The 328-nt window shown below is 66.5% G+C and carries 1 protein-coding gene; it reads right to left on the reverse strand.

Annotation, left to right across the window (positions count from 1 at the left end):
- On the reverse strand, positions 1-328 hold a 328-nt coding region (locus XdyCFBP7245_RS23560; protein WP_146091748.1), incomplete at both ends, for an IS3 family transposase.

Raw genomic sequence — 328 nt, forward strand, 5'->3', positions numbered from 1 at the left:
CGCAGCAGCGGCTGACGCTCGCCAACCGGTACCTTCTTGCGCTTGCGGCGCCGGACTTGTAGCTGCTGCTCGCGATACAACCGCTCCACGCGCTTGTAGTTCACCAGGCGTCCTTCCTGTCGCAGCTTGAGATAGATCATCCCCACACCGTAGCGGCGATGGCGATGCGCCAACGCAAGAATGCGCTCGCGCAGTTCGCCGTTGCGGTCTTGGCGTGGGCAATAGCGCAGCGCGCTGGCGCTCATGCCGATCGCCGCCAAGGCACGACGCTCGCTGGCACCACGCCCGATCCACTCGCACACCAGCGCACGACGCGCCGGTGCGCTCA

The organism is Xanthomonas dyei, assembly GCF_002939865.1.
In the GTDB taxonomy this organism is placed as follows: Bacteria; Pseudomonadota; Gammaproteobacteria; order Xanthomonadales; family Xanthomonadaceae; genus Xanthomonas; species Xanthomonas dyei.